Annotated in this window: 9 protein-coding genes; 5 read left to right on the top strand and 4 right to left on the bottom strand. The window is 73.1% G+C overall.

Annotated features, from left to right (window positions below; translation table 11 throughout):
• Positions 1-134: 134 nt before the first annotated feature.
• Positions 135-539: an SCO2097 family morphological protein gene (locus Sri02f_RS05240; RefSeq protein ID WP_108999892.1), complete on the top strand. Its 405-nt coding sequence runs from the start codon at positions 135-137 to the stop codon at positions 537-539.
• Between the two features lie 190 nt (positions 540-729).
• Here the strand turns inward: Sri02f_RS05240 and Sri02f_RS05245 are convergent, their stop codons facing one another.
• The 4 genes from Sri02f_RS05245 to Sri02f_RS05260 form a co-directional block, all read right to left on the bottom strand.
• Positions 730-3,228 carry a transglutaminase TgpA family protein gene (locus tag Sri02f_RS05245; protein WP_108999893.1) on the bottom strand — a complete coding sequence of 833 codons (2,499 nt, stop codon included), beginning with the start codon at positions 3,226-3,228 and terminating at the stop codon, positions 730-732.
• Positions 3,225-4,607: a DUF58 domain-containing protein gene (locus Sri02f_RS05250; protein ID WP_108999894.1), complete on the bottom strand. Its 1,383-nt coding sequence runs from the start codon at positions 4,605-4,607 to the stop codon at positions 3,225-3,227. Before Sri02f_RS05250 ends, Sri02f_RS05245 begins: the two co-directional genes overlap by 4 nt.
• Complete coding sequence (locus tag Sri02f_RS05255) at positions 4,607-5,638, bottom strand: AAA family ATPase (protein ID WP_108999895.1); 1,032 nt, start codon at positions 5,636-5,638, stop codon at positions 4,607-4,609. The genes Sri02f_RS05250 and Sri02f_RS05255 overlap by 1 nt, the downstream gene beginning before the upstream one ends.
• Positions 5,639-5,930: 292 nt before the next feature.
• Positions 5,931-6,476, bottom strand: coding sequence for a beta-class carbonic anhydrase (locus tag Sri02f_RS05260; RefSeq protein WP_108999896.1), 546 nt, complete (start codon positions 6,474-6,476; stop codon positions 5,931-5,933).
• Between the two features lie 326 nt (positions 6,477-6,802).
• Between Sri02f_RS05260 and rsmH the strand changes: the two genes are divergently transcribed.
• The 4 genes from rsmH to Sri02f_RS05280 all read left to right on the top strand — a co-directional run bounded on the left by rsmH (position 6,803) and on the right by Sri02f_RS05280 (position 12,107).
• Positions 6,803-7,759 carry a 16S rRNA (cytosine(1402)-N(4))-methyltransferase RsmH gene (gene rsmH, locus Sri02f_RS05265; RefSeq protein ID WP_108999897.1) on the top strand — a complete coding sequence of 319 codons (957 nt, stop codon included), beginning with the start codon at positions 6,803-6,805 and terminating at the stop codon, positions 7,757-7,759.
• Positions 7,760-7,803: 44 nt separating this feature from the next.
• Positions 7,804-8,343 (top strand): cell division protein FtsL, encoded by a 540-nt coding sequence (gene ftsL / locus Sri02f_RS05270; protein WP_167467489.1) that lies wholly within the window; start codon positions 7,804-7,806, stop codon positions 8,341-8,343.
• Positions 8,344-8,348: 5 nt separating this feature from the next.
• The gene (locus tag Sri02f_RS05275; RefSeq protein WP_281261882.1) at positions 8,349-10,310 is read left to right on the top strand and encodes a penicillin-binding transpeptidase domain-containing protein; all 1,962 of its coding nucleotides are present in this window, start codon (positions 8,349-8,351) and stop codon (positions 10,308-10,310) included.
• 126 nt (positions 10,311-10,436) lie between these two features.
• Positions 10,437-12,107, top strand: a complete 1,671-nt coding sequence (locus Sri02f_RS05280) for a UDP-N-acetylmuramoyl-L-alanyl-D-glutamate--2,6-diaminopimelate ligase (RefSeq protein WP_373865069.1) — start codon at positions 10,437-10,439, stop codon at positions 12,105-12,107.
• The last annotated feature ends 1 nt before the right edge of the window (position 12,108 follow it).

The following is a 12,108-nucleotide window of genomic DNA, read 5'->3' on the forward strand; positions in this document are numbered from 1 at the left end:
GCGAGCCGGGACGTGCATGACGGGCGTCGGTTGGCCAATTGGCGTAGAGGGGCGGGTTTCACGGGGGCGATTCCCCGCCTATCCTGAAGGGACCCCCCGGGTCGCCCCGGCGACTGCACGATGAGGAGGACTCCGTGCCGCTCTCGGAGCACGAGCAGCGCATGCTCGAGCAGATGGAGCGAGCGCTGTACGCCGAAGATCCCAAGTTCGCGTCGGCGCTCGAGGGAAGCGGGCTGCGTACGTACACCCGGCGTCGGGTCTACCAGGCGGTCGCCGGCTTCCTCGTGGGAATCGCGCTCCTCATGACCGGTGTGGCCGCCAAGCAGGTGTGGCTGAGCGTGGTCGGCTTCCTCGTGATGCTGGGCTGCGCCGTACTCGCCGTCACCGGCTGGCGCAAGGCCCCCAAGCCCGGGGAACAGCCCGCGGCAGGAGTCGCGGGCGCCCCGCCCACGCGCGGTCAGGTCAGGCAGAAGCGCTCGATGATGGACCGGATCGAGCAGCGCTGGCAGCGCCGCCGTGACGAACAGGGCGGTCACTGACACCGCCGTACACGAACATGGTTGAGGGGGTGACCACCTGGTCGGGTGGTCACCCCCTCAACCATGTCCCGCTGTTTCCGTTCCCCGGCTGCCCGGCTGCCCGGCTGCCCGGCTGCCCGGCTGCCCGGCAGGGCGGCTCCCCAGCGGGACGGCTGATCGGCCGACCCCCTTGATCGGCCGACCCCGCTGATCAGCTGCCCTGCTGGCCGGACGGCCGGCGCACGAGCGCCGTCAGCCGGGCCGTCCACGACGTCCTGAGAGCCGTCCAGCGGTCCGCCACGTCCCAGAGCGCGCGGACGGCCGAGCGCGGCGCCACGACGGCCCGCACCCGCGCGGTCCAGTCGGCCTTCTCCTGCAGGGCCGCCCGTACCGTGCGGACCTCGTCGGCCAGCCCCGCCTCCGCCCTCGGCTCCGGGGCGTACAGCACCTGCTCCACCGCGCCCGCGACCCGGTGCACCGAACGGTCCGCCGCCTCGTCGAGCCCGCCGATCCGGACGATCCGCGCCGCCGCCCGCCGGGGGGTCAGCGCCTCGTCCGGCTCGATGCCGAAGTCCCAGGCCGTGTCGGTGAGCTCGCGCCAGACCGCCAGGACATGCCCGGCGGCGGCCCCGGCCTCCTCCACGGGCTCGTCCAGCAGGACCGCCGGTTCGGCGTCGTTCCCGGCCGCACCGCCCGCGGCCGCCTTGTCACGCCGGCCCGGGGGAGCCCCGGCCGCCGCCGCGGAGTGCTGGGCGGACGCCAGCCGCGCCGAACGCCGTCTCAGCCGCCACAGCATCGGCAGCATCGGCAGGACCAGCGCCGCGCCGCCCAGCAGCGTCCAGGCGGCGATCCTGTACCAAGGGGCGCCGCCGCCGCCCTCTCCCGACCGGCCCACCGGCAACGCGCCGGCGCAGTCGTCGAGCTTCTTCTCCCGGGCCGAGCAGCCGGAGCTCCCCGAGGGCGCGTTCGACGGCGCGGCGTCCGCCGGGCGCGAGGTCTGCGGGACCGCGGGGAGCGCCTCGCCCGGGGAGTCCGGCACGGTGTACGTGGGCGTGGTGCCACGGGTCGGGGTCGGCTCGAAGCGGGTCCAGCCGACGCCCTCGAAATACAGCTCCGGCCAGGCGTGCGCGTCCTTCAGGCCCACCGCCACCGAACCGTCGGCCTGCGGGGAGCCCGGCGCGAAGCCCACCGCGACCCGAGCCGGTATGCCCAGGGTGCGGGCCATCGCCGCCATCGCGAACGAGAAGTGCACGCAGAAGCCCTGCTTGTCCCGCAGGAAGCGGGCGATCGCGTTCGGGCCGCTGCCGACCTCGACCTGGGTGTCGTACTCGAAGCCGCCCGTCACCGCGAAGTAGTCCTGGAGCTTGACGGCCTTCTCGTAGTCGTTCGCGGCGCCCCTGGTGATCTCCCGGGCCTGCTGGGTCACCACCGACGGCAGGGAGTCCGGCACCTTGGTGTAGTCGCGCCGGATCGAGTCCGGAGCGTTCTGCGCCGCCGCCAGCTGCTCCGCCGTCGGCCGCACGTCCAGGCTCGTCACCTGGTACGTCTTGCCGCTGGTGTTCTGGCCGTGGTCGCCGACCAGGGTCATGCCGACCGGCTCGTAGCGCCAGTTGCCCTTGATCTGCACGCCGCTGGGCGGGTAGGGCATCGGCAGCCAGTCCTGGGCGTAACCGTCGGCGGCCGCGATCCGGGTGGTGATCTCCGTGCGCTTGACGTCGGGACCCAGCCCGGTGGGCGAGGGGAAGTCGTCGGGCACGGCGACGATGTGGCGCTTGGCCGGCCGCCACGTCGTGCCGTCGAAGTCGTCCAGCGAGACGATCCGCAGATACATGTCGGAGAGGTCGCTGGTGTTGGTGCGCAGCGTCAGGACCGTCTGGTCCTCGTCCACGTTCAGGCTGTCGCGCAGCGACACCAGCGGGTTCACGGCCGAGATCGTGCCCCCGCCGCCGTTGCCCGCGCCCACGCCGGCGCCCGTCGCGCCGAGCAGGCCGCCCTGTATCGCCGGCAGGGGCAGCAGCGGCACCACGAGGGCGACGCCCAGCGCGGCCATCCCGATGCGCCGGCCGGTGCGCACCGGGGCGACCGGACCGGGCTGCCCGCCCGGACCGCGCCCGGATCCGCCGAAGACCCGCCCCCACTGCGAGAGCCGCTCCCGGCTCTCGGCGAGCAGCAGGACCAGATAGCCGGCGGCGGCGACCAGGAACCACAGCCAGTCGGCCGCCCCGTCGGACAGGCCCGCGGCGACCGAGTACAGCGCCAGCAGCGGCAGACCGGCCGGAGCCGCGTTGCGGAACGTCACCGCGAGGGTGTCCACCGCCAGGCCGATCACCAGCACCGCGCCGATCACCATCAGCCGGATGCCCTCGGACAGCGGGGCCGGGATCGCGTACCGCCCCACGTCGTCGGCCCCGCTCTGGAGCAGATCGCCGAAGTGGCGGACGGCCTCCGGGCCGGGGATCAGACCGACGAGCGCCTGCTCGCGGGCGAAGACCAGGGTCAGCATCACCAGGGTGACCAGCGCCTGCACCGCCACGGTCAGCAGCCGGGCCAGCGGGACCCGGCGGGCCGCCGCGCCCGCTGCGGACTGGATCGCCAGCATGAACGCCGCCTGCACCAGCCAGGTCGCCGGAGCCACCAGGGGCAGCAGGGCGCACGACGCCATCAGGGTGGCCGCCGCCGAGCACAGCGTCAGCCGAGCACGCCCGCTCATGACCGCCCCTCCCCGCCGCTCGCCGCGCCCGCCGTCAGCACGCCCGCCCGGTCGTGGTCCGCCTGGCGCCACAGTGCGTCGAGCGAAGCGCCCCGGGGCACGCTCAGGGCCGTCCAGCCCGCCTCGCGCAGCATCCGCAGCCGCTCCTCCTGCCTGGTCACCGGATCGGACGCGCCGTTCGGTTCGCGCACCCAGTGGTCGCCGTCCAGCAGGAAGGCGACCGCGCCTCCGCTGCGCTGGCGCATCTTCGCGGCCACCGCCGCCTCTTCGTCGTCGAGATCGCCGAGGAACGCCACCAGCAGGCCCTCGTTGCCGCCGCGCAGCACGTCGTACGCCCGGGACAGGCTCGTGCCGTCGGAATGGTCCACCACGGCGAGGGTGTCCATCATCAGTCCGGCCGCGTCGGCCGACTCCTGGTTCGCTCCGGCGAAGCCGTCGGCCCCCTCGCCGGGCACCGAGTTGCCGGTGTCGGTCAGCAGCCGCACGGAAAAGCCCCGCTCCAGCATGTGCACGAGGACGGACGCGGCGCCGGAGACCGCCCACTCGAACGCCGAGTCCGGGCCGGCGCCCTGGTAGGCCAGGCCCCTGGTGTCGAGCAGCACCGTGCAGCGAGAGCGCTGGGGCTGCTCCTCGCGGCGCACCATCAGCTCGCCGTAGCGGGCGGTCAGGCGCCAGTGCACGCGGCGCAGGTCGTCGCCGTAGCGGTAGCCGCGCGGGATCACGTCGTCCTCGCCGGCCAGCGCCAGCGAGCGCTGCCGGCCCTCGCCGTACCCCTTGGCCTCGCCGGTCAGACGGACCGGGGGCAGCGGCTCCACGCGCGGTATGACCGTCAGCGTGTCGTGGGTGGAGAAGGACCGGGTGAGCTCGCACATCCCGAACGGGTCGTTCAGCCGCAGCTGGAGCGGGCCCAGCGGGTAGCGGCCGCGCAGGTCGGAGCGGACCCGGTAGGACACCTCGCGGCGGCCGCCCGCCTCGACCCGGTCCAGGACGAAGCGGGGGCGCGGGCCGAGCACGTACGGCACCCGGTCCTGGAGCATCAGCAGGCCGGTGGGCAGCCGCGAGACGTTGTCCATGCGCAGATGGACGCGGGCCTCGCTGCCTGCGGGCACGCGCGCGGGGGAGAGCCTGCGGCTGCCGGCGACCCGGTAGCGGGTGCGGTAGACGACGGCCGCGCAGATCAGCGGCAGTGCCGCCAGCAGCAGTCCGACCCGGAGCAGGTCGGGCTGTCCGAGCACGTAGGCGCACACGGCGGCCGCGATGCCGGCGGCCAGGAAGGACCGGCCCCGGGTGGTCAGACCGGCCAGCGCCGTGCGCACGCTGCCCTTGTCGCCCTTCCTCCCCCGGCCGGTCGCCGGCTGTCCGGATCCCCCGGCGGCCATCACAGCCTCCGCGACTGCTGGCCGTACGCCTGCGGGCCGTGTCCCAGCCCGTACCCGTGCTGCTGCGGGGTGGCGGGCACCGGGGTGCGCTGGATGATCTCCTCGACGACCTGCTCCGCCGTGCGGCGGTTGAGCTGGGCCTGCGCGGTGGGCAGCAGACGGTGGGCCAGGACGGCCACGGCGAGGTTCTGCACGTCGTCAGGCAGGGCGTAGTCCCGGCCGCTGAGGGCCGCGGTCGCCCTGGCCGCGCGCACCAGGTGCAGCGTCGCGCGCGGGGAGGCCCCGAGTCTGAGGTCCGGGTGGGTGCGCGTGGCGGTCACCAGGTCGACCGCGTAGCGCCGCACCGCATCGGCGACGTGGACGCTCCGCACGGCGTCGATGAGCTTCACGATCTCGTGGGCGTGGGCGACCGGCTGGAGGTCGTCCAGGGGGTTGACCCCGCCGTGCACGTCGAGCATCTGCAGCTCGGCCTCGGGGCTCGGATAGCCGATCGAGACCCGGGCCATGAAGCGGTCGCGCTGGGCCTCGGGCAGCGGGTAGGTGCCCTCCATCTCGACCGGGTTCTGCGTCGCGACCACCATGAACGGACTGGGCAGCTCGTACGTCTGCCCGTCGATGGTGACCTGGCGCTCCTCCAGCGACTCCAGCAGCGCCGACTGGGTCTTGGGCGAGGCGCGGTTGATCTCGTCGCCGATCACGATCTGCGAGAAGATCGCGCCCGGCTTGAACTCGAACTCCCGGCGCTGCTGGTCCCAGATGGACACGCCCGTGATGTCCGAGGGCAACAGGTCGGGGGTGAACTGGATGCGGCGTACCGAGCAGTCGATGGACTTCGCCAGCGCCTTCGCCAGCATCGTCTTGCCGACGCCCGGTACGTCCTCGATCAGCAGATGCCCCTCGGCGAGGAGCACGGTCAGCGAAAGCCGTACGACCTCGGGCTTGCCCTCGATCACTCCCTCCACCGAACTGCGGACACGCTCCACAGTGGCGGTCAGATCTGTGAGGCTCGCTCGCTCGTCATAGGTCGTCACCCGGCCCTCCTCGGCCCAAACTTTCTCCGGGCCGACGCACTGTGCGGCAAACCGGCCCACCCCGAATCACGGACGCCGCTCCCGAACTGCTCAGCGTGGCGTCACCCTCGCATTCTTGCTGCCGTTATCGATTCGTGTCACTCGCCTGTGGACAACTGTCCGCGATATGTCGGCGTTATGGGGATTCGGGTGCCCTGGGGACCGAAATCAACAGCGGAGCGACAGCGAACGACCTGGCTCGTGAACGGTCGCACGGGCCACGGCTACGGACTGTGCGGGGCCGGGGAGGAGGTTACGCGGGGGCGATCTCCCGCAGTGAACCCGTCCGCACGTCGAACACGAACCCGCGCACGTCGTCGGTGTGCAGCAGGAACGGCGAGGTGCGCACCCGCTGCATCGACTGGCGGACGTCCTGGTCGACGTCGCGGAAGGCCTCCACCGCCCAGGCCGGGCGCTGGCCGACCTCCATCTCCAGCTCCGTGCGGAAGTCCTCGGTGATCGCCTCCAGACCGCAGCCCGTGTGATGGATCAGGACGACGCTGCGCGTCCCCAGCTTGCGCTGGCTGATGGTGAGCGAGCGGATCACGTCGTCGGTGACCACACCGCCCGCGTTGCGGATCGTGTGACAGTCGCCGAGCTGCAGGCCCAGCGCCGCGTGCAGGTCGAGACGGGCGTCCATGCAGGCCACGACCGCGACCTGCAGAACGGGGCGGGCGTCCATGCCGGGGTCGGAGAACGCCGCGGCGTACCGCTCGTTCGCCTCCACCAGGCGGTCGGTCACGGCGCCACCGTGTATGGCGCCTTCGGATTCGACGGGTACGGATGCGGAAGTCGTCATACCCATGACGGTACTGGTCAAGGGCGTTCCGGTCTCGCTGTGGGGAGGGAAAAAGAGCGTCATCACGCCCTCTTTGTGAGGTATGACACAGTGGCCTGGAGGGGGCGCGCGCCCCTGGGCCGCGCCGTGCAGGCCGGTTGATTGACCGCGCGACACCGTGGACTAAAGTGACGCGAAGCGGGAGGCGACGATCTCCCTGCTGGACTGAACCCCGAGAGACCCCGGCCCGGCCGCCGGAGATCTCCCCGCGGCGCCGGCAGGCCTTCCCTTCACGAGGGGGCGGGGACCCGGCGGTGCGTACCACCCGCCGGATCTGAGAGGGCCCCTTGAGTCACAGTCGACATGTCCCGGTGATGCTCCAGCGGTGCCTGGACCTGTTGGCCCCCGCCCTTCGGGAACCCGGCGCGGTGGTCGTCGACTGCACGCTCGGCCTCGGCGGCCACAGCGAGGCGCTGCTGACGCAGTTCCCCGAGGTCCGGCTCGTCGCCCTCGACCGCGACAAGGAGGCCCTGCGCCTGTCCGGTGAGCGGCTCGCCCCCTTCGGCGACCGCGCCGCCCTCGTGCACGCCGTCTACGACGAGCTGCCCGAGGTGCTGGACCGGCTCGGGCACGCGCGTGTGCAGGGCGTCCTGTTCGACCTCGGCGTCTCCTCCATGCAACTGGACGAGGCCGAACGCGGTTTCGCCTACGCCCAGGACGCCCCGCTCGACATGCGGATGGACCAGACGACCGGCGTCAGCGCCGCCGAGGTCCTCAACACCTACCCGCCGGGCGAACTCGTGCGGATCCTGCGGGCGTACGGCGAGGAGAAGCAGGCCAAGCGGATCGTCTCCGCCGTGGTGCGCGAGCGCGACAAGGAGCCGTTCACCAACAGCGCCCGGCTCGTCGAGCTGATCCGGGCCGCGCTTCCGCAGGCCGCCAAGCGCACCGGCGGCAACCCCGCCAAGCGCACCTTCCAGGCGCTGCGCATCGAGGTCAACGGCGAACTCTCCGTCCTGGAACGGGCGATCCCGGCGGCCGTCGGGACGGTCGCCGTGGGCGGCCGGATCGCCGTCCTGTCGTATCACTCGCTCGAAGACCGGCTGGTCAAGCACGTGTTCGCGGCAGGCGCCGCCAACACCGCGCCGCCCGGACTGCCCGTCGTCCCCGAGCGTTACCAACCGCGGCTCAAGCTGCTCACCCGTGGTGCCGAACTTCCCACCGAGGAAGAGATCGCCGAGAACCGGCGCGCCGCCCCGGCGCGACTGCGCGGGGCCGAGCGGATCAGGGAGTCCATCGAATGACGGGCGTGAGCCGAGGGTGGCGAGTTCCACCCGGGGGAGGGCGAGTGAGCAGGAAACCCGAACTGAAAGGGAGGGCCGCCCGCCTCGCGCGGCTCTTCCCGGCAGGCCCCCGGCAGGCGGCCCGCACCCCGTTCGTCCTCCTCGTCGTCCTTCTCCTCGGCGGCGGCCTCATCGGACTGCTCGTACTGAACTCCGCGCTCAGCGAGGGCTCGTTCAGGATGGACGACCTGCACAGGGACACCAAGAGCCTCACCGACGAGGAGCAGGCGCTCCAGCGCGACATCGACTCCTACTCCGCCCCGGACGCCCTCCAGCGCCGCGCGCGCGAACTGGGCATGGTCCCGGGCGGCGACCCCGCCTTCCTGAACCCCGACGGCACCGTGAAGGGCGTCCCCACGCCCGCGGCCCGGCAGGCCGCCCAGGAGGCCCCCGCCGTCCGGCCGCCCGAGGCCCTGATGTTCTCCCAGACGATCGGGTCGCCGCCGTCGCCGTCGCCCGCCCGGAGCGACACCCCGCTCGGCTCCCCGGCGCACAGCGCGGCCCCCGACCCGACCGCAACCACCCCCGAGACCCCCGGCAGGTGACGGAAGTGTCCGACAGGGAACCGCCGCGCCGGCGGGTGCCCGGCCCCGCCCGGCCCTCCCGCCCCGCGTCCGCCCAGCGGCGCCCGGGTCCCGGCGGCCGCCCCGCCCGCCGCCCGGCCCCCGGCCGCCCCGCGGCCCCGCGCGTCATCCGGCTCGGCAGCCCCCGGCCCCGGCTGCGCATGGTCAGCCTCGCGCTGACGCTGGTGCTCCTCGCCTTCGTGGTCCGCCTCCTGCAGGTGCAGGCCGTCGACGCGAGCAGCTACACCGCCAAGGCGGAGCAGAACCGGTACGTCGGCCAGGTGCTGGCCGCCGAGCGCGGCGAGATCACCGACCGCACCGGCGTGGCCTTCGCGACCAGTGAGGACGCCTACGACATCACGGCCGACCCCACGATGTTCGCCCGCCCGCAGCTCAAGATCGACGACGGGCCGGAGCAGGCCGCCGCCCTGCTCTCGCCCATCCTCGGCCAGGATCAGGCCACCCTCGTCAGGAAGCTGCGGCCCCAGGACCGCGACCTGCGCTACGTCAAGCTCGCCGGCCGGCAGACCCCCCAGGTCTGGAAGCAGATCAGGGACCTGAGGTCCGCGCTCTCCGCGAAGGCGGAGACGGACAGGACCACCGTCAACGTCCTCGCCGGGGTCTTCTCCGTGCCCAGCAGCAAGCGCGTGTACCCCAACGGCGACCTCGCCGCCGGGATACTGGGCTGGGTCAACGCCGACGGCAAGGGCGGCGGCGGCGTCGAACAGCAGCTGAACGCCACCCTGGCCGGCAAGGACGGCAAGATCCGCTACGCCCAGTCCGGCGGCCGCCAGGTGCCCACCGCGGGCTCCACCGAGACCCCGGCGGTGCCCGGCTCCGACGTCGAGCTCACGATCGACCGCGACATCCAGTGGGCCGCGCAGAACGCCATCACCGACCAGGTCGAGCAGTCGAAGGCGGACCGCGGCTACGTCATAGTGCAGGACACGCGCACCGGCGAGATCCTCGCGATGGCCAACTCGCCCGGCTTCGACCCCAACGACCTCTCCAAGGCCCACGCCGCGGACCTCGGCAACCCGGCCGTCCAGGACGCCTACGAGCCCGGCTCCACCGCCAAGGTCATGTCGATGGCCGCCGTGCTGGAGGAGAACGCCGCCACCCCGCTGACCCACGTCACCGTGCCCAACCGGCTGCACCGCGGCGACCGGCTGTTCCAGGACGACGTCGACCACGCCACCTGGTACCTCACGCTCAACGGCGTGCTCGCCAAGTCCAGCAACATCGGCACCATCCTGGCGACCGGCCAGCTCGGCAGGACGCAGGCCGAGACCAACCGGATCCTGTACTCGTACCTGCGCAAGTTCGGCATCGGCAGCCACACCGGGCTCGGCTTCCCCGGCGAGACCAAGGGCATCCTCGCCGCGCCCGGCACATGGTCGACCTCGCAGCAGTACACGATCCCTTTCGGCCAGGGGATGTCCCTCAACGCGCTGCAGGCCGCCTCGGTGTACTCCACGATCGCCAACGGCGGGGTCCGCGTCACGCCCACCCTGGTGCGCGGCGCCAGGGGGCCGGACGGTCGCTTCACTCCGGCCCAGCCGCCCGCCAGGTCGCGGGTCGTCAGCCAGAAGACGGCGAAGGCCCTCGCCCAGATGCTGGAGTCGGTCGTGGACGACGAACAGGGAACCGGCGCCAAGGCGCGCATCCCCGGCTACCGCGTCGCGGGCAAGACGGGCACCGCCAACCGCGTGGATCCGGCCACCGGCACCTACAAGGGATACACCTCGTCGTTCGCCGGGTTCGCGCCCGCCGACAACCCCCGGATCACCGTGTACTGCGCGATCCAGAACGCCACCGAGGGCAGTTACTTCGGCGGCCAGATCTGCGGTCCCGTCTTCAAGCAGGTCATGGAGTTCGCCCTGAAGACCCTGCAGGTCCCGCCGACCGGGGCGAAGGCCGCGAACCTCCCGGTCTCCTTCACGCCCTGACGGCCCGCGCCCGACCGGGCCGCCCCCGGCGGGCGGCCCGGGACGCGCCCCCGGCCGAGCCTCCCCCGCCCGCCCACGACCCCCGCCCGCCACTGTTCAGCGCCGAACAAGCCAGGAACCGAGCCCGTGACCATGATCACTCCCGACCCCGGGAAACCCGCACCGCCCGAGTCCCCCGCAGCGCCCTCGCTTCGCCCCCGGGCGGGTGCGCCCGGTACGCTCACCGCCGTGCCACACGCTGATCAGTCCCAAACCACCCAGAAGGGCGCTTCCGTGACATACCCGGGACCGCCGCGACCGGCCCAGGTCTCCGCCACACCCCTCGCGGACCTCGCCGATCAGCTGGGCGCCGCGCAGCCGGAGAGCGCCGCCGTCGAGGTCACGGGCATCACCCATGACTCGCGCGCGGTCCGCCCCGGCGACCTGTACGCCGCCCTTCCCGGGGCCCGCCTGCACGGCGCCGACTTCGTCACCCAGGCCGCGAGCCTGGGCGCGGTCGCCGTGCTGACCGATCCGGCCGGCGCCGAGCGCGTCGCCGCGACCGGTCTGCCGGCCCTGGTCGTCGACGACCCGCGCGGGCAGATGGGCGAGCTGGCGGCCACGATCTACGGGCGGCCCGGCCGCGGCCTGCTCCAGATCGGCATCACCGGCACCTCGGGCAAGACGACCACCGCGTACCTCGTCGAGGGCGGCCTGAAGGCCGTCAGGTCCACCGGGCTCATCGGCACCGTGGAGATGCGCATCGGCGACGAGCGCATCAAGTCCGAGCGCACCACCCCCGAAGCCACCGATCTGCAGGCCCTGTTCGCCGTCATGCGCGAGCGCGGCGTCGAGGCGGTCGCCATGGAGGTCTCCAGTCACGCCCTGGTCCTCGGCCGGGTCGACGGCTGCGTCTTCGACATCGCCGTGTTCAACAACCTCAGCCCGGAGCACATGGAGTTCCACTCCGGGATGGAGGACTACTTCCAGGCCAAGGCGCAGCTGTTCACCCGGAAACGCAGCAAACTCGGCGTGGTGAACTTCGACGACGAGTACGGCCGCCGGCTCATCGAGGAGGCGGAGGTCCCGGTCGTCACCTTCTCCGCCGAGGGCCATCCGGACGCCGACTGGCGCGCGGTCGACGTCGAGATCGGCCCGATGGACTCGACGTTCGCCGTGGTGGGCCCCGGCGGGGTGCGGGCGGCCGCCAGGGCGCCGCTGCCCGGCTCGTTCAACGTGGCGAACACCCTCGCCGCGATCGTCTCGCTCGCCGCCGCCGGCATCGACGCGCAGACCGCCGCCGACGGCGTCGCCGCCGTGCCGGGCGTGCCGGGCCGCCTGGAGCGGGTGGACGCCGGACAGCCCTATCTGGCGGTCGTCGACTACGCCCACAAGACGGACGCCGTCGAGTCGGTCCTGCGGGCCCTGCGCAAGGTCACCAAGGGCCGCCTGCACGTCGTCCTCGGCTGCGGCGGCGACCGGGACCGCACCAAGCGGGGCCCGATGGGCGCCGCCGTCGCCCGGCTGGCCGACACCGCCGTGCTGACCTCCGACAACCCCCGCTCCGAGGATCCGCTCGCGATCCTCGCGACCATGCTCGAAGGCGCGGCGTCCGTGCCCGCGCACGAACGCGGCGAGGTCCTGCTGTTCGAGGACCGGGCCGCCGCCGTCGCCGCGGTCGTGGCCCGCGCGCACGCCGGGGACACCGTGCTGGTCGCGGGCAAGGGCCATGAGCAGGGCCAGGACATCGCCGGCGTCGTCCGTCCGTTCGACGACCGCCAGGTGCTTCGCGAAGCTATCCAGCAGACCCAGGGATGAA

The sequence above is a fragment of the Streptomyces rishiriensis genome (assembly GCF_003112535.1).
GTDB classification, from domain to species: domain Bacteria; phylum Actinomycetota; class Actinomycetes; order Streptomycetales; family Streptomycetaceae; genus Streptomyces; species Streptomyces rishiriensis.

Excerpts from the sequence above, each read along its gene's own strand:
- Sri02f_RS05245 (WP_108999893.1), bottom strand. The coding sequence starts at position 3,228 with ATGAGCGGGCGTGCTCGGCTGACGCTGTGCTCGGCGGCGGCCACCCTG.
- Sri02f_RS05250 (WP_108999894.1), bottom strand. The coding sequence starts at position 4,607 with ATGGCCGCCGGGGGATCCGGACAGCCGGCGACCGGCCGGGGGAGGAAG.
- Sri02f_RS05260 (WP_108999896.1), bottom strand. The coding sequence starts at position 6,476 with ATGACGACTTCCGCATCCGTACCCGTCGAATCCGAAGGCGCCATACAC.